The 15,344-nt window shown below is 66.4% G+C and carries 14 protein-coding genes; 9 read left to right on the plus strand and 5 right to left on the minus strand.

The window, feature by feature from the left end; all coding sequences use genetic code 11:
- Positions 1 to 741 precede the first annotated feature (741 nt).
- On the plus strand, positions 742 to 1,974 hold the full coding sequence (locus tag IPG63_01860; GenBank protein ID MBK6725998.1) for a hypothetical protein: 1,233 nt from the start codon (positions 742 to 744) through the stop codon (positions 1,972 to 1,974).
- A 290-nt stretch (positions 1,975 to 2,264) separates the two neighbouring features.
- Here IPG63_01860 and IPG63_01865 read toward each other — a convergent pair whose 3' ends face one another.
- From IPG63_01865 to hrpA, 4 genes are all read right to left on the minus strand, one after another.
- Positions 2,265 to 2,558 carry a hypothetical protein gene (locus IPG63_01865; GenBank protein ID MBK6725999.1) on the minus strand — a complete coding sequence of 98 codons (294 nt, stop codon included), beginning with the start codon at positions 2,556 to 2,558 and terminating at the stop codon, positions 2,265 to 2,267.
- A gap of 2 nt (positions 2,559 to 2,560) precedes the next feature.
- A complete protein-coding gene (locus tag IPG63_01870) occupies positions 2,561 to 3,193 on the minus strand; it encodes a nucleotidyl transferase AbiEii/AbiGii toxin family protein (protein MBK6726000.1) in 633 nt (210 codons plus the stop codon).
- A gap of 63 nt (positions 3,194 to 3,256) precedes the next feature.
- On the minus strand, positions 3,257 to 4,648 hold the full coding sequence (locus IPG63_01875) for a right-handed parallel beta-helix repeat-containing protein (GenBank protein MBK6726001.1): 1,392 nt from the start codon (positions 4,646 to 4,648) through the stop codon (positions 3,257 to 3,259).
- Positions 4,649 to 4,748: 100 nt separating this feature from the next.
- A complete protein-coding gene (gene hrpA / locus IPG63_01880) occupies positions 4,749 to 8,624 on the minus strand; it encodes an ATP-dependent RNA helicase HrpA (GenBank protein ID MBK6726002.1) in 3,876 nt (1,291 codons plus the stop codon).
- Positions 8,625 to 8,691: 67 nt separating this feature from the next.
- On the opposite strand from hrpA, the gene IPG63_01885 reads away from it, so the two are divergent.
- Positions 8,692 to 9,168: a DNA starvation/stationary phase protection protein gene (locus IPG63_01885; protein MBK6726003.1), complete on the plus strand. Its 477-nt coding sequence runs from the start codon at positions 8,692 to 8,694 to the stop codon at positions 9,166 to 9,168.
- A gap of 3 nt (positions 9,169 to 9,171) precedes the next feature.
- On the opposite strand, the gene IPG63_01890 is transcribed toward IPG63_01885, so the two are convergent.
- The gene (locus IPG63_01890) at positions 9,172 to 10,503 is read right to left on the minus strand and encodes a hypothetical protein (protein MBK6726004.1); all 1,332 of its coding nucleotides are present in this window, start codon (positions 10,501 to 10,503) and stop codon (positions 9,172 to 9,174) included.
- 78 nt (positions 10,504 to 10,581) lie between these two features.
- Here IPG63_01890 and IPG63_01895 point away from each other — a divergent pair, with 78 nt between their 5' ends.
- The 7 genes from IPG63_01895 (at position 10,582) to IPG63_01925 (ending at position 15,303) form a co-directional block, all read left to right on the plus strand.
- Positions 10,582 to 11,403 (plus strand): S1/P1 nuclease, encoded by an 822-nt coding sequence (locus tag IPG63_01895; protein MBK6726005.1) that lies wholly within the window; start codon positions 10,582 to 10,584, stop codon positions 11,401 to 11,403.
- The gene (locus tag IPG63_01900) at positions 11,400 to 11,789 is read left to right on the plus strand and encodes a response regulator (GenBank protein ID MBK6726006.1); all 390 of its coding nucleotides are present in this window, start codon (positions 11,400 to 11,402) and stop codon (positions 11,787 to 11,789) included. The genes IPG63_01895 and IPG63_01900 overlap by 4 nt, the downstream gene beginning before the upstream one ends.
- Before the next feature lie 108 nt (positions 11,790 to 11,897).
- Complete coding sequence (gene ccoN / locus IPG63_01905) at positions 11,898 to 13,331, plus strand: cytochrome-c oxidase, cbb3-type subunit I (GenBank protein ID MBK6726007.1); 1,434 nt, start codon at positions 11,898 to 11,900, stop codon at positions 13,329 to 13,331.
- A gap of 4 nt (positions 13,332 to 13,335) precedes the next feature.
- Positions 13,336 to 13,950 carry a cytochrome-c oxidase, cbb3-type subunit II gene (ccoO, locus tag IPG63_01910; protein ID MBK6726008.1) on the plus strand — a complete coding sequence of 205 codons (615 nt, stop codon included), beginning with the start codon at positions 13,336 to 13,338 and terminating at the stop codon, positions 13,948 to 13,950.
- Position 13,951: 1 nt separating this feature from the next.
- Complete coding sequence (locus tag IPG63_01915; protein MBK6726009.1) at positions 13,952 to 14,101, plus strand: CcoQ/FixQ family Cbb3-type cytochrome c oxidase assembly chaperone; 150 nt, start codon at positions 13,952 to 13,954, stop codon at positions 14,099 to 14,101.
- Positions 14,098 to 15,009: a cytochrome-c oxidase, cbb3-type subunit III gene (ccoP, locus tag IPG63_01920; protein ID MBK6726010.1), complete on the plus strand. Its 912-nt coding sequence runs from the start codon at positions 14,098 to 14,100 to the stop codon at positions 15,007 to 15,009. Before IPG63_01915 ends, ccoP begins: the two co-directional genes overlap by 4 nt.
- Before the next feature lie 15 nt (positions 15,010 to 15,024).
- A complete protein-coding gene (locus tag IPG63_01925) occupies positions 15,025 to 15,303 on the plus strand; it encodes a hypothetical protein (GenBank protein MBK6726011.1) in 279 nt (92 codons plus the stop codon).
- Positions 15,304 to 15,344: the final 41 nt, after the last annotated feature.

A 15,344-nucleotide genomic window follows, 5' to 3' on the forward strand; every position in this document is an offset into this window, starting at 1 on the left:
GCGACGCCAGCTCGCCCCAAGGGCAGAAAGGGTTGCTGCTCAAGATCCGCGAATGCAGGCCTACAGGCGAGATTTATCCATCTGACTTGCACTTTGAGGATTAACCAACCACCCTCGACCAGCGCGTGCCAAGTAGTTACGCTACGCACGTCTACGCCGGTATCCACTGGCACAGGGATGTAGCCAATGAAACAGTTCAGCCTCGCAGCGCTGCTCTTCTGCGCTCTGTCAGCCGTAACGTCCAGCAGCGCATTTGCCCAGCAGGGCACGCTCAGCAGCAACTCACCGTGCCAGCTCGGTACCGGCCAGACTTCCTGCAACGTTCAAGTTAACTGGACAACCTCTAACAGCCCCATTTCCTGCCTCTGGCTATCGGACGGCCATCTGTTTGCCTGTGGTGGCGGCGCCAGCGAGAGTCACACTTGGCCCCACACGACTGTGACTGGCACCGAGTTCGTTCTGCGCAGCCACCCGGATTGGAACCACGTAACAGTCAGCGGCACCGAGCTCGCACGCATAGTCGTCCGTGCGCAGGGCCCGGCTCCGGCCCCCGCGGGTAGTTTGCTCAGCAACAGTCCCTGCTCACTCCTCAGCGGTACCGGTTCGTGCAGTGTTACTTTGTCTTGGTCAACAACACATTCACCGGTGAGCTGCGTGTGGACACAAGGCGGCTCTCTCTTCGCATGTTCTGGCAGCGCACGCGACACTGCGGTGTGGCCGTATGCAACTTTGCAGCCGGGCGTGATGATCCTGCGTTCGCATCCGAGTTGGAGCCAGATTGACGTCTCCGGCACAGAATTGGCGCGCACGAGCGTCTGGGCGCTTTCGCCCAACAGCAGTCCCACGGTGGCGCTGCTCACTCCCAGCGCCGAGGGCTTTGCCGGCCACAAGCAAACGTCGATTACGTTGACGGCAACGGCCGCAGATTCGGATGGCTTTGTTCAGCGGGTGGACTACCTCGTCAACGGAAGCGTCATCGGCAGCGGCAACTCCGGCAACTTCCCGTTCAACTGGAGCCCGCCGTCGAGTGGTGAATTCACCATCGTTGCCCGAGCCCATGACAACGGCGGCGCCAGCGGCGTCAGTGTTGGCCGAAGGGTGATCGTCGCGGAATATGGACTCCCGACGTTGCCCGCAACCTATGGCACCTCGGACCAGTACTACCCAATGTTCCCCGGCAACATGAAGACAACCTTTCGCGGCGTGTCCAATCCAGAGGGCAGCCCGAACGCCACTTGGTCGATTCCCGGCGCCAACGGCATCTGGGACTTCCATTGGCCGCAACCACGCGTCGCGTTCAATCCCGACCTGGATCTCAACAATACGACTTGGGAACGCTGGCAGCGCCGATTCAACTGCACCAATTCGAGCAGTTGGCTGTACGTCAACTCCTATCACCAACGCACATCCATTCCATGGTCGCCGGGCGTGACCGAAGCCAATCACGACACAGCTATCTCGACGACGCGCGCGCTGTTTGACTATCAAGGGCGCATCTACGACATCACCAATGTCTGCGGCAGCACTGGCCAGCCTTATGTGCCCAACAGCGTCACCGGGCAACCGATGCGCATACGCGTCTGGGGACTGCTTGGCGGCGGGCCAGGGAAGTGGTTCTGGGAAGCTAGATACAGTTATTCCCCGGGCGTAACCAATTCCTGCTGGCAGGGAGGCGGGAGCAGCACGCGGCCGGCGATTCTGCAGTCGGAAGGCTGGTGGGATCAGCATGGCGGCTGGATGGATGGAGTAAACGGCGGTAACGGCGCTGTGGACAGCGCTGGCGTGCCAAACGGACTGGATGTGGTCATGGTGCGCGACGGTGCGGTCGCCTACCAAGCTGGGTACGCCTGGGCCATCAGGAGCGGCGCGCACTTGCCACCCGCGAGCCAATGGCGAGCCTGCAGCATCAACACCGTCGGCTATACCTTTCCCAGCACCGCTCGAAAGTGGCGCACCAACGTTCCGCGTAACTGATCGAGGGGTGCGGTCGGGCCGAGCATTGCACTGAGTTGCGGCTCCAATTCCCGCCCCGCCGCGAAGCATATGCCGGTAACGCTACGGCTCGAACCACACCAGACTGCGCGCCCGCGGCGGCTTCCTCGATTTGATCGGCGGTTGTTCGAGTGGCGTAGTGCGAATCCGCCGACGTCGTGCACCATGACCTTGGCCCACCCATCTGGCCCAACCGATTCTGCGCGTTTCTCGGTGCGCGACTCGCGGTTGCCGAGTTTCCGGGCGAACAGCGACTCGCGCCAGTCGCGCGATCAGCCGGGAATGCAACGCACTGGCAACGGCGGCGGCTCGCCCGCGTCCAGCATCAGGTGCCAGTAGGCCCAGGAACGCGCGTCGATGATCCCCGGCGGTGCCTCGCGCAGGGCCTGGCGCAGGTCGTCTTCGCTGACGTGGCGCCGGATCACGTCCATGTCGCCGGCGCTGGCCAATGCAAAGGCGTAGGCGAGAAAACGCTGTGGCTGCGCGAGCGCCTTTTCGGGCGCTTCGAACCAGACCAGTCTGCGCGCAATCGCTGCCGTCTCGGCATCGAATGGAATGGGCGGCAAGCTCACAGTGTCGGCAGCCGGCTGGGATCCACCTTGCGAACGGCTCGGGCAAGATCATCACGAACCGACTTCGGCAGACTGGAGAGGTCACCATCACCGAAGTAGCACAAGGCCTTCAGCGTGGATTCTGGCGAGAAACGCGGCGCGTACAGCGCGCTCGCCGCGGCCAATGCCATGGGCAGGTCGATGCGCGCCTGATGGATCAGTGCATGCAGGTCGATGTAGTCCTTCGCCTCGGCACGCTTCTGCACGACCATGGCCTTCATGCCCGCAAGTTCCAGCAGGGCACCGATTCTCACGCACGGGTGCTCGATCAGGAGCGGCGCTCGGACCACCGGGAGCTTCGGCACACCGAAGAAGGACATCAGGACGGGCGCGAGCGCACCCATGCGTATCGTCAGCGTGTTCGGCTCGATCGCCACCACCTCCGCATCCGCCAGGAGTGCGGATGTGGTTAGCAACTTCTCTGGATCGAAGGTGGCCCGCGCAAAGAAGTCGAAATCGACGCTCTGTCGGTGACCCAACTGCAATGCGATTGCCGTCCCGCCATACAGCACGAACTCCGCGGGCAAGGCATCGAATGCATCCCATAGCGTGCGTTGCGCGGGAGGCAGGATGTCGAGATGCAGCGACATGAGGGACGGCGCTCTGGAAGCCTGCGCGACTATAACGGATGCGGCCTCGGGCTTGGCCCCAACTCACTCCTCGAAGCCGTCGCCGAACAGGATGGCCAGGTCGATCTGCTCGTAGGCGCCGATGTCGATGGCGCCATTCTCGACGCGGCTGGCGGCGGTTCCGGGCGCGATCAGTGCGCGTTGCGGCGGGTGGCGGATCGGCGGGAACAGCGGGTTGGCGAAGTGGTAGTCGGGCGCGGTCACGGTGCTGTTCGTGCCGGCATCGAGCAGCGGGCTGGCGGGACTTGGCGCGAGATCGTAGCCGGCGAGATTGGCGAAACCGGGATCGCTGCCGCTGAAGGTGCCGCTGATGGTGTTGGGCAGGTTCGACGGGTTCAGCACGAAGCCGGACTTGATCCAGTTGTTCGACCCGGTCACGCGCGCACCCTGGGTCCAGACCGCCTCCACGGCGCGCACCAGGGTCAGGCTGCTCGTTCCTTCGCGCCAGATCACGTTGTTGTGGAATTCGAGCGACTCGATGCCATCGAACAGCCGGAACACCGTTGGGGTGTCGTTGTTGGGGTTGCGGCGCACGATGCTGTTGTTGACCACGCGGTAGCGGCCATTGCTCTGGCCGGTGGCGTCGCCGCCGAAACGCATCACCGAGCCGAAGTCGGCGGTGTGCAGGATGACGTTGCCGACCACGTCCGAGTCCTCGCGCGCCTGGCCTTCCGGAATGCCGCCGGACGGGTCCGGGCCGATCAGCTCCAGCTCGTGGTAATAGGCGCCTTCGAGCCAGTTGTAATAGATCTCGTTGCGTTCGGCGCGACTCTTGATCAGGTTGCCGCCCGGCACGCCGGCATCGAACTGGCTGTCGTGCACGTAGCTGTATTGCAGGCGAAACACCGAACCCGGATGCGCCACCTCGTCGGTCGCCATGTAGATCGCATGGTTGCTGCCGCCCGAGCCGGCGTTGAAGATCTCGCTGTACTCGACCAGCAGCGAGCCGGAGTCGTTGTCGGCGCCGAGGATGCCGTGGCGCGGGCAATCGTGGATGTAGGCGTCGCGGATGGTGATGTCGTGCGCGTGGTGGTAGATGCAGCGGAAGGTGCCGGTGCTGGTGTTGCCGGTGCCGCTGACCTCGAAGCCCTCGAACACGACGTGGTCGGACAGGCGAAACTCGATGGTGTTGGTGCCGCCACGCAAGTGCGGGCGCTGGCCGTTGACGCGGATGCCGCGCAGGATCACCGGGTTGCCGGGCTGGCCGCCGTCGGCGGCGCCCATCACGATGCCGGGCGTGCCGACGTCATAGATCACATTGCCATCGACTTCGACGATGTCGCCGCCCTGCAGATCGACCGCGGCGAACAGTTGCGACAAGTTGACATGCGCGCGGGTCGGGCCGACCGGGTAGGTCGCGGCCTGCGCGCCGGCGGCGAGCAGCACGAGCAGCAGTGCGGAGGGGATGCGATTCATGGCGCCTCGTCTCGGATGGGCAGACACCAGCATACGCGCGCAGGCTCGGCGCGACCGGCGACGCCGTCACGATCGCGACTGGCCCGCGCGGCTGTGGGCCTCAGGGCTGGCTTGCAGCCTGCTCCAGCAACTTCTGCACACGCTTCTCGCTCACCGGCTCGCGCGTGCCGAGTTCCTGCGCGAACAGCTGCACACGCAGCTCTTCAAGCAGGAAGCGCAGCTCTTCGCAGCGCTCGCGCGGCAGCTTCGCGGCAAGGCGATCGAGCTGCGCTTCGAAGTCGCGCACGATGAGCATGCGCGCCTGGTCCTTGCGCGGGTCGTTCTGCAGGCGTTCGGCGCGCAGGCGCATGGCCTTCAGGTAACGCGGCAGTTCACGCAGGCGCGTGAGCGGGAAAGCCTTCGCGAAACCCGCGAATACCAGGCGCCGATGCTGTTCGCGCAAGTCCTCGAAGTTCGCGGTCGCGAAACCCATCAGCGGCGGCTTCAGTTTGGGCAGCAGTTCGGCATGCGCGGCGAGCACGGCCTCGACCGCCTTCAGGCGCTCGATGCTGTCGGTGAACAGGCGCTTCTCGATGGCATTGAACGAGAGCCGGAAGCTGTCGTCCGAACGCGCGCTGCGCGGATCGGCCTGCAGCAGATCGGCGAGTGCGCCTTCGACAATGTCGTCGCGCAACTGGTCGGGTGAGGCGATCGGCGTGTAGGCGAGCGCAAGCTTGGGTGCGAGCGGCAACTGTTTGCGCGCCTGCTTGCACTTCTCGACGAGCGCGACCCGCAGCAGACGCTCGATGCCGGCGCGGTGCGCCGCCGCGGCTTCGTCGGCGCGTTCGAACACGACCAGGTCGACACGGTGACCACGATCGACCAGCGCCGGAAATGCCGACAGCCCGGTGTCGGTCTTCACGATCTCCGGGATGGCCTGCGACGGCAGGCTGCGTACGTCCTCGCGCGCGATGTCGCGACTGGTCTGCTCCGCAAACGCCTCGCGCGCCAGCGCACCGAACTCGCGCCGCAAGGCCAGCAGATCGCGACCGACCGCGAGCGTCTTCTTCGCGGCATCGAGCAAGCGGAAACGCATGCGCAGGAAGGCCGGCAACGCGGCGTCGGCTTCCTGCAGCAGGGTCACCGCCACCTCGATTCCGGCGATTTTGCCCAACCACGTCGCAAGCGCCTGCAGCAAGCCGCGTTCGCCAGGCGGCTCGGCCTGCACGAAGGCCCGTGCGAAGTCGGGCGCCGGCACGAAGTTGCGGCGCACGCTCTTCGGCAGTGCCCGGATGAGTTCCGCAACCTTGGCCTCGAGCAGGCCGGGCACCAACCACTGCGCGCGCGTCTCCGAGACCGCATTCAGCAGCGACAGGGGCAGATCGAGCGTGACGCCATCCTCGTCGAGCTGCGGATCGAACGCATAATGCAGTTTCAGCCGCTGGTTGCCGACGATGAAACTCTCCGGGAAGCGCTCGGCAGTGGACGCACCGGCTTCGAGCACATCACTGAGCGACCACTCCAGCCCACGCCGCAGTTCCGGATCGAGACGTTTGACCCAGTCGTCAAAGGCCTTGCTCGTCGCGATGCCTTCCGGCAATCGTCCTTCCCACCATCGAGCCAGATCCTCGGGCGCACGCAACAGGCCATGTCGTCGTTGTTTCGCTTCCTCGGCGGCGGCCTGGGCAAGCACGCGCCGGTTGTGCGCGATGACCACCGCCTTGGCATCGAGTTCACACGGCACCAGTGCGTCGCGGATGAAGATCGCGCGCGCCTGCGCCGGATCGATGGTGCCGAAGTGCACCGGGCGACGCTCGACCAAGGTCAGACCGAACAGGGTGATTTGTTCATAGGCCATGACCTGGCCGCGACCGCGGTTCCAGTGCGGATCATGATGCGCACGCTTGATCAGGTGCGCCGCCTCCTGCACCGCCCACTCCGGTTCGATGCGCGCATTCATGATCGCGTACAGCTTCTGCGTGTCGAGCAGGGTCGCCGACAGCAGCCACGACGGTGGCGCCTTGGCAACGAAGGAGCCGGGGAAGATTGCGTAACGCTTGCCGCGCGTGCCCTGGTACTGACCCTTCTCGTCCTTGCGCGCCAGGTTCGCCGGCAAGCCGGCCAACAAGGCCCGATGCAGCGCCTCGAACGAGGCCGCCTCGCGGTTCAGCGACCAGCCCAGTTCATCACCGAGCACCAGCAGCTGGCGATGCAGCTCGCGCCATTCGCGCATGCGCAGGAAACTCAGGAAATGCTTCTCGCACCAGTCGCGCAGCTTGGACTGGGTCAGTTCCTCGTGCGCGGCGGCATGGGCTTCCCACAGCTTCAGCACCGCGACGAAGTCCGACTTCGGATCGGCAAACTGCGCATGCGCCAGGTCCGCGGCCTGCTTGGCGTCGGCCGGGCGCTCACGCGGATCCTGGATGGACAGGAAGGACGCGATGATCATCAGCTCGCGCGCGGCGCCGTGCTGCTGCGCGGCGATCAGCATGCGCGCCAGCTTGGCGTCGATCGGAATGCGTGCCATCTCGCGGCCGAGCGCGGTCAGCTGGTGGCGCGCCTCGCCGATCGCACCGAGTTCGACCAGCTGGCTCACGCCCTCGTTGATCGCGCGTTCGTCCGGACGTTCGAGGAACGGGAACTGCGCAATGTCGCCGAGCCCGAGGCTCAACATGCGCAGCACCACGTTCGCCAACGAGGCGCGCAAGATCTCGGGATCGGTGTAGCGCGGCCGCGCCGTGAAATCGGCCTCGTCGTACAGGCGGATGCACAGACCTGGCCCGAGTCGCCCGCAGCGGCCCTTGCGCTGGTCGGCGCTCGCCTGCGAAATCGGCTCGATGTGCAGGCGCTGCACCTTGTGGCGCGGGCTGTAGCGACCGACGCGGGCGCTGCCGGTGTCGATCACGGCGCGGATGCGCGGCACCGTCAGCGAGGTCTCGGCCACGTTCGTGGTCAACACGATGCGCCGCTTCGGGCCGGGATGGAACACGCGGTCCTGCTCCTTCGCGGACAGGCGCGCGTACAGCGGCAAGATCTCGGTCTCGCGGAAGTTGCGTCGCGACAGGGCCAGGTGGGCGTCGCGGATTTCACGTTCGCCGGGCAGGAACACCAGCACGTCGGCGAGCGCCTCGCTGCGCCCGATCTCCTCGACCGCCGCGATGATCGCCTGATTCACACCGCGCTCGTCGCGATCTTCGGCCAGCGGCCGATATCGCACCTCTACCGGATACGTGCGTCCCTCGACATCGATCACCGGCGCGCCGTCGAAATGTTCGGAGAAACGCGCGGTGTCGATCGTCGCCGAGGTCACGATCAGCTTCAGGTCACGTCGCTTGGCCAGCAACTGCTTCAGGTAACCGAGCAGGAAGTCGATGTTGAGGCTGCGCTCGTGCGCCTCGTCGAGGATGAGGGTGTCGTACTGGTTCAGGAAACGGTCGCGCTGAGTTTCCGCGAGCATGATGCCGTCGGTCATGAACTTGATCAGCGAGGTCTCGGCAACCTGCTCGGTAAAACGCACCTGGAAGCCGACCCCTTGCCCGACCTGGGTCCCGAGCTCCTCGGCGACGCGGCGCGCCACGCTGCGCGCGGCGATGCGACGCGGCTGCGTGCAGCCGATCAAGCCATCGACGCCGCGCCCGGCGGCGAGCGCGAGCAGCGGCAATTGCGTGGTCTTGCCGGAACCGGTCTCACCCGCAACCACGACGACCTGGTGCTCGCGAATCGCTTTCACGATGGCGTCGGCCTCGCGCGCGATCGGCAGGGTCTCGTCGAGTTTGATCGCCGGCACCGCCGCCGCACGCGCCGCACGTTTGCCGGCGCTGGCGTCGATCGCCGCGGCGAGTGCGGTCAGGCGCGCGTCGTCGATTGCGGTCTTGGCCGCGATCAGCTGGTCCAGGCGTTGGCGCAGCCGTGACCGATCGCGCCCGAGCACTTCGCCCAAGCGTCGCCGCAGCGCGCCGAGTTCAACGCTTCGATTGGCGGGGTCGATCGGATCCATCCAGACGATTCACTTCAACCGCGGCTTCGGGCCGACTAGTCTAGCGATACCCCTACCGGAGACCGCCATGAACGCACCCGCCATCGACATCGGCATTCCCGAAGCGACGCGCAAGGACATCGCCGATGGCCTGTCGCGTCTGCTCGCGGATACCTACACGCTGTATCTGAAGACGCACAACTTCCACTGGAACGTCACCGGGCCGATGTTCAACACGCTGCATCTGATGTTCGAGACGCACTACAACGAACTCGCGCTCGCGGTGGACCTGATCGCCGAGCGCATCCGCGCGCTCGGATTCCCGGCACCGGGCAGCTATCGCGCCTACGCGCAGCTGTCGTCGATCGCGGAGGCCGAGGGCGTGCCCGACGCCAGCGAGATGATCCGCCAGCTGGTGCAGGGCCAGGAAGCCGTGGTGCGCACCGCGCGTTCGGTGTTTCCGCTGACCAACGACGCCAGCGACCAGGCCAGCGCCGACCTGCTCACCCAACGCATGCAGGTGCACGAGAAGACCGCCTGGATGCTGCGCAGCCTGCTCGGCTGAATCTCACTCGGAAGCTTGCGGCGCGAACAGGAACGGGATCTCGTGCTCGATGGTCGGCGGCAGCCAGTCATCGGCGTGCGCCGCAGTGAGTCCGGCCGGACGCCAGGTCACGGCCAGGCGCTGCGGCCCGGGCGCCACGCCCGCCAGCGAAACCCAACCTTGCAGCCCGCGCAGCTCGAGGTCATTGCGTTGCATCGGCACGAAACCATCGAGCGCCACCTCGCGGCCGTTGAGCCGTACCCGCCACAGCCGCGCCAGGCATCGGGTTGCGGCGGCACCGGTGGGATCGGGACAGTTGGATGCGAGCAGCGGGTCGTCGATCAGCGGCAGATAGGGCAGGAACAGGACCAGCCAGCGCGTGGACTCGACCGGCGCCGGAATCAGCGGCCCCGGTCGAAAGCGGTCGCGCGGCACGCGCGTCGATTCGTAGTACTTGCCATGCGCCAGCGCCGGCAGCGCGCTGAAATTGATCACCCGCTGCTCGGACGAAGTATCGAAGGCGATCGCCGACTGGAAGTAGCGCATGCCAACCAGCGGCACCAGCGCCATCGCGCCAAGGAACAACAGGTGGAACAGCCACGGCCGGGTGTTGCTCTGCAGGGTCAGTTGTACCGGGCGCAGCAACCGGTTCGGCAACAGGACACCGGAGACGCCGCGCAACAGTGCGACCAGGTGTCGGTAGCTGCGGCTTTCCTGCAACGCCGGAAAGCGCCGTGCGAGCACGGCGTCGAGCAGCCACGACAGCAGCATCGCGCCGAGCAACAGCGCCAGCAGCACCTGTCCGACCAGCGCGAGCGCAGCGTTGGTGGCGCCGAGCCAACCACCGACCAGCGCCGCCAGCGCGAACAACGCGCTCAGCACCAGCGCCGCCCACAACGATGCCAGCGCGCCGAAAGTGATCACCGCGAACAGCGTCGACGCGGCACGATCCGCGGCCTCGATCGCCGCATCGATCGACGGGATGCGTTCGCGCCACTGCGCGTGGCCGATCGGCCCGAGACCGGCGATGCGCTCCCACCGGATGCCCTCCGGGAACACCGACTTCAGCCCGATCAAGCCAACCCAGTAGGCGCGGATGCCGATGTGCACCGCGAACAGCGCCCCGAGTACCCAGGCCAGGCCGATCGCCATCACCACGCCCATGTTGGCCGCGGCAATCGCGGCCAGCGGCAGCAGCCAGTACGCAGCCATGTAGCGCTCGACCCGCCAGCCCGGTACCGCGAACAAGGCGAACATGATGAGGCCGGAAACCAGCAACTCCAGTTCGTCGGTGCGTTCGCGCATGCGCTCGAACGAGATGCGTGGCGCCGGAACGCCTGGGATTTCCTGGGACATCGGGCGCGAGCCTCGCTGGCGAGGGCCGATTATGCCCGGCCGTTGCGCCGGCCGAAACGAGGCCGCTAGAGTGCCGCAATGAACCCCGATGGCTTCGTTCCGATCCTGCGCCGCGTGCTCCTGCTTCTGTTGGTGGCAGCGGCGCCGCCGATTGCCGCCTGGGGTCCGCATGGGCACCAGGTGGTGGCCGAGATCGCCGCGCGCGAACTCACGCCGTCGGCACGTGCCGAAGTCGAAGCCCTGCTTGGCGACCGCGCCAGCAACGCCATGCGCGAGGCCAGCACCTGGGCTGACGAAATCCGCGGTGAACCCGAATGGCGCCACACCGGCGGCTGGCACTACCTGAACTTCGAGCGCGGCGACTGCCGCTACGTCGCGCGCAAGGCCTGCCGCAATGGCGACTGCGTGGTCGGCGCGATCCAGCGCCAGGCGCGCGTGCTCGCCGACCGCAAGGCGACTGCGCTACGGCGCACGCAGGCACTGCGCTTCCTCATCCACTTCGTCGGCGATGTGCACCAACCGCTGCACGCCGGCTATCGCGACGACCGCGGCGGCAACGATTTCCAGGTGCGCAACCGTCGCGATGGCGACAACCTGCACGGCTTCTGGGACCAGGACCTGCTGCGCGCGGCGCGCGGCGAGTTGCAGGTGATGGCGCATGCCCACGACCTGCTGCAACAACCCGGCGCGGAGCCAGACCGGCGTTGGGGCGAATCGGCGCCAGTCACGTGGGCGGAGGCCAGTTGCGAGATCGTGCAGCGCGACGATTTCTACCCGGAGCGCGGACGCATCACGCCGGATTACATCGCGCGTTTCTCGCCAGTAGCCGACGCGCAACTGGAAGCGGCCGGGCATCGCCTCGGGGCATTGCTCAACACCCTGCTCGGAGCGCGCCGATGAGTGCCGAACGACCGCGTGTGCTGGTACTCGACGACGACCCCGACATGCAGGTGCTGCTGCAGGCGCTGCTCGAACACGCCGGCGCCTGCGCGGTCGTCGCCGGCGATGCCGCCACCGCGGCCGCGGCGCTGACGGAACCGTTCGACCTGGTGCTGCTCGACCTGGTCATGCCACCGGGCGTGCATGAAGCGCTGGTCGACCTGCTTGCCGGGCTCGCCGCGGCACCGCCGATCGTGCTGCTCTCGGGCAGCGACCGCCATACCTTGGCGGAGGCGCGCGCGCGCATCGACGCGCGTGGGCTGGTCGTGCTCGACGCACTGGTGAAGCCGGTGCGTCTCGATGCACTGTCGGGACTGCTCGCCCGCTGCCAGCAACAGCGCGCGTGAAGTTCGCGTGATTTCCCGCTGCCTGCCGGCGCGGGCGGGTTGATCGTCGTCATGGCCCGCGCAGACGGGTACTGCGAGAATCCCGCGGTCCGCCTCCAAGGAGTGTCCATGTCCACCCAACCCGAGACCTACAACGACAAGGTGATCCGGCAATTCGCCGTGATGACCGTCATCTGGGGCGTCGTCGGTATGCTGGTCGGGGTGTTCATCGCCGCCCAGCTGTACTGGCCCGCGCTCAACTTCGACATTCCGTGGCTCAGCTACGGACGCCTGCGCCCGCTGCACACCAACGCGGTGATCTTCGCGTTCGGCGGCTCCGGCCTGTTCGCGACCAGCTACTACTGCGTCCAACGCACCTGCCACGCGCGCCTGTTCTCGGACAAGCTCGCCGCCTTCACCTTCTGGGGTTGGCAACTGGTGATCGTGCTGGCTGCGATCACGCTGCCGCTCGGCCTGACCCAGGGCAAGGAATACGCCGAACTGGAATGGCCGATCGACCTGCTGATCACCGCGGTGTGGGTGGCGTATGCGGTGGTGTTCTTCGGCACCCTGGCCAAGCGCAAGATCCGTCACATCTTCGTCGCCAACTGGTTCTTCGCCGCCTACATCATCACCGTCGCGCTGCTGCACATCTTCAACAATCTGGCGCTGCCGGTGACGCTGGGCAAGTCCTATTCGGTGTACACCGGCGCGGTCGATGCGATGGTGCAATGGTGGTACGGGCACAACGCCGTCGGCTTCTTCCTGACCACCGCCTTCCTCGGCATGATGTACTACTTCGTGCCCAAGCAGGCCGGGCGTCCGGTGTACTCGTACCGACTCTCGGTAGTGCACTTCTGGGCACTGATCTCGATCTACATGTGGGCCGGCCCGCATCATCTGATGTACACGGCGCTGCCGGACTGGGTGCAGTCGCTTGGCATGGCGTTCTCGCTGATCCTGCTGGCGCCGAGCTGGGGCGGCATGATCAACGGCATGATGACGCTGTCCGGAGCCTGGGAAAAACTGCGCACCGACCCGATCCTGAAGTTCATGATCGTGGCGCTGTCGTTCTATGGCATGAGCACGTTCGAGGGGCCGATGATGTCGATCAAGACCGTCAACGCCCTCAGCCACTACACCGACTGGACCGTCGGCCATGTGCACTCGGGAGCGCTCGGCTGGGTCGCGATGATCACCATCGGCAGCCTCTACTCGCTGCTGCCACGCGTGCTCGGGCTCAAGGCGATGTACTCGACGCGACTGATCGAGCAGCACTTCTGGATCCACACCATCGGCGTCGTGTTCTACATCGCCTCGATGTGGATCGCCGGCGTGACCCAGGGCCTGATGTGGCGCGCGACCAACGACGACGGCACCCTCACCTACACCTTCGTCGAATCGCTGGTGGCCACCTATCCCTACTACCTCGGGCGCCTGCTCGGCGGCGTGCTGTGTCTCTCGGGCATGCTGCTGATGCTCTACAACACGCTGAAGACGCTGCAGCTGGCCAAGGCCCCGGCCGACGTCGCGGTCCCGGCCCCGGTCGCGGCGCACGCCTGAGGAGATGACCATGTCGCATGAGAAGATCGAAACCAACTTCCCGCTGATGGCGGCGCTGGTCGCGCTCGTGGTCGCGATCGGCGGCCTCGTCGAGATCGTGCCGCTGATGTACCAGGCACAGGTGGTCAAGCCGTTGCCCGGGATCGAACCATACCCGCCGCTGCAACTCGCCGGCCGCGATGTGTACGTGCGCGAGGGCTGCTACAACTGCCACTCGCAGATGGTGCGCACGCTGCGCTACGAGACCGCGCGCTACGGCCACTACTCGCTGGCCGGCGAATCAGTCTACGACCGCCCGTTCCAGTGGGGCAGCAAGCGCACCGGGCCCGATCTGGCCCGCGTCGGCGGGCGTTACTCGGACGACTGGCATCGTGTGCACCTGCTCGATCCGCGCGCCGTGGTTCCGGAGTCGAACATGCCGGGTTTTCCCTGGCTGGCCGAAACCACCATCGACGCCGGCCTGGTCGAGAACAAGATGCGCGCACTGCAGGCGCTTGGCGACCCGTACAGCGACGAGCAGATCGCCGCTGCCGCCGGTGAAGTCGTCGGCAAGACCGAACTCGATGCGGTGGTCGCCTACCTGCAAGCGCTCGGCAAGCACGCACCGAAGGGAGGCTGAGATGGACACCGGCATTCTGTTCGGCATCGTCACGCTGATCCTGCTGGCGACCTTTCTCGGCGGCGTTGCCTGGGCGTTCAGCGCACGCCGCCAGCGCGAATTCGACACGGCAGCGCAACTGCCACTGCAAGACCATGAGGTGCAGCCATGAGCCAGGGCTGGTCGCTCTACATCGCGATCCTTTCGATCGTCAACATCCTCGCCTTCCTTTGGCTGCTGTGGTGGACCGCAAAGAAGCGACCCGGCGACCGCTCCGACAGCGACACCACCGGCCACGTCTGGGACGAGGACATCACCGAGTTGAACCGGCCGATGCCGCGCTGGTGGCTGAACCTGTTCTACCTGACGGTGGCGTTCGCGTTCGCCTACCTCGCCTACTACCCGGGTCTCGGCAACTTCGCCGGCGCCAGCCGGTGGACCTCGACCGCCGAGCACGATGCCGCGGTGGCCGACGCCGAGGCGAAAATCGCGCCGGTGTTTGCGGCATTCCGCGCCAAGGCCATCGGCGAACTGGTGCAGGATGCGGAGGCACAGCGCCTCGGGCGCTCGGTGTTCGCCAACCATTGCGCCACCTGCCACGGCTCCGACGCCCGCGGCGCCAAGGGCTATCCCAACCTGACCGATGCCGACTGGCTGTGGGGCGGCGATCCGGACGCGGTGCTGGCCACCATCCTCGACGGCCGCCAGGCGGCGATGCCGGCGATGGCCGGCGCACTCGGCGAAGACGGGGTCGCAGCGGCCGCGGTGTACGTGCAGAAGCTTTCCGGGCAAGCCGTGGATGACGCGCTGGCGAGCAAGGGCCAGGCGCACTTCCAGACCATCTGCGCGGCCTGCCACGGCCCCGAAGGCAAGGGCAACCCGATGCTCGGCGCGCCCAACCTGACCGACGACGTGTGGTTGTACGGCAGCGACTTCGCGACCCTGAGCGCGACCATTGGCAAAGGTCGTGCGGGTCAGATGCCGGCACACCGCACGCTGCTCGGAGAGGACCGCGTGCGCCTGGCTGCAGCCTGGGTGCTCGGACAGTCTGCGACGAACGCGGCCAGCGGCGTGCACTGAACCGTGTCCACGCCGCTGCGCGATCCGGACTCCCCGTCGCGCCCGCTGGTGCAGCGGGTCGGTGCCATCCTGTGGCCCTCGTTCTTCGCCGCCGGCGTAGCGACCGCGGTGTTCTTCGCCGCGCTGGATCCGCTGGATCTGGCGGCGATCAGCTTTCCGGGTCACGAGATCTCGCGCGAGTTCGGCTACACCATCGGCTTCTTCATGTTCTGGGCCTGCACCGCGTCGTCCAGCCTGTTCACCTGGTTGCTGCTCGGGCCGCCGAGCCGACTGCCGCCGCGCGCCGATCGCTGAGCATGGACAAGCAGATCCCGCTCAAGGTGATCCGCGGCGGA

Source organism: Lysobacterales bacterium (assembly GCA_016703225.1).
Taxonomy (GTDB): Bacteria; Pseudomonadota; Gammaproteobacteria; order Xanthomonadales; family Ahniellaceae; genus JADKHK01.

What these genes read in the sequence shown, in the direction of transcription:
- IPG63_01870 (MBK6726000.1), bottom strand. Translation starts at nt 3,193, where the DNA reads ATGTCGCTGCATCTCGACATCCTGCCTCCCGCGCAACGCACGCTATGG.
- IPG63_01875 (MBK6726001.1), bottom strand. Translation starts at nt 4,648, where the DNA reads ATGAATCGCATCCCCTCCGCACTGCTGCTCGTGCTGCTCGCCGCCGGC.
- hrpA (MBK6726002.1), bottom strand. Translation starts at nt 8,624, where the DNA reads ATGGATCCGATCGACCCCGCCAATCGAAGCGTTGAACTCGGCGCGCTG.
- IPG63_01885 (MBK6726003.1), top strand. Translation starts at nt 8,692, where the DNA reads ATGAACGCACCCGCCATCGACATCGGCATTCCCGAAGCGACGCGCAAG.
- IPG63_01890 (MBK6726004.1), bottom strand. Translation starts at nt 10,503, where the DNA reads ATGTCCCAGGAAATCCCAGGCGTTCCGGCGCCACGCATCTCGTTCGAG.
- IPG63_01895 (MBK6726005.1), top strand. Translation starts at nt 10,582, where the DNA reads ATGAACCCCGATGGCTTCGTTCCGATCCTGCGCCGCGTGCTCCTGCTT.
- IPG63_01900 (MBK6726006.1), top strand. Translation starts at nt 11,400, where the DNA reads ATGAGTGCCGAACGACCGCGTGTGCTGGTACTCGACGACGACCCCGAC.
- ccoN (MBK6726007.1), top strand. Translation starts at nt 11,898, where the DNA reads ATGTCCACCCAACCCGAGACCTACAACGACAAGGTGATCCGGCAATTC.
- ccoO (MBK6726008.1), top strand. Translation starts at nt 13,336, where the DNA reads ATGACCATGTCGCATGAGAAGATCGAAACCAACTTCCCGCTGATGGCG.
- IPG63_01915 (MBK6726009.1), top strand. Translation starts at nt 13,952, where the DNA reads ATGGACACCGGCATTCTGTTCGGCATCGTCACGCTGATCCTGCTGGCG.
- ccoP (MBK6726010.1), top strand. Translation starts at nt 14,098, where the DNA reads ATGAGCCAGGGCTGGTCGCTCTACATCGCGATCCTTTCGATCGTCAAC.